Source organism: Paraburkholderia sp. SIMBA_053 (assembly GCF_046534895.1).
GTDB classification, from domain to species: Bacteria; Pseudomonadota; Gammaproteobacteria; order Burkholderiales; family Burkholderiaceae; genus Paraburkholderia; species Paraburkholderia caledonica.
This window is the reverse complement of sequence record NZ_JAWRXU010000474.1, coordinates 1-284: the sequence shown is the minus strand read 5'-3', so window position 1 is coordinate 284 and position 284 is coordinate 1. Positions and strand designations below refer to the sequence as shown.

General features: G+C 65.5%; 1 protein-coding gene. It reads right to left on the bottom strand.

The features are described from left to right. The coding region (locus tag SB753_RS36485; protein ID WP_410804983.1) for a glutathione S-transferase C-terminal domain-containing protein at positions 1-284 on the bottom strand (284 nt) is incomplete at both ends.

The following is a 284-nucleotide window of genomic DNA, read 5'->3' as shown; positions in this document are numbered from 1 at the left end:
GCCCGAGGGGGTTGTCCGCGTTTTTGCGCACGCGCGAGGCGCGATCGAGCCATCCCCAGGCCGCAATGTCTGCGATGGTGTACGTTTCTCCGACCATGTACGTCCGCCCTTCAAGGTGATCGTTCAACACCTGGTAATGACGCTCGGCTTCGCGCCGGTAGCGGTTCACCGCATAGTCGAGGCCTGCCGGCGCGGCGAACTGGAAGTGCACGGCCTGGCCTGAGAACGGGCCGAGACCGGACGCGAGGAAGAGGAGCCAGGAAAGCAGCTCCGGCCGGTCTTCC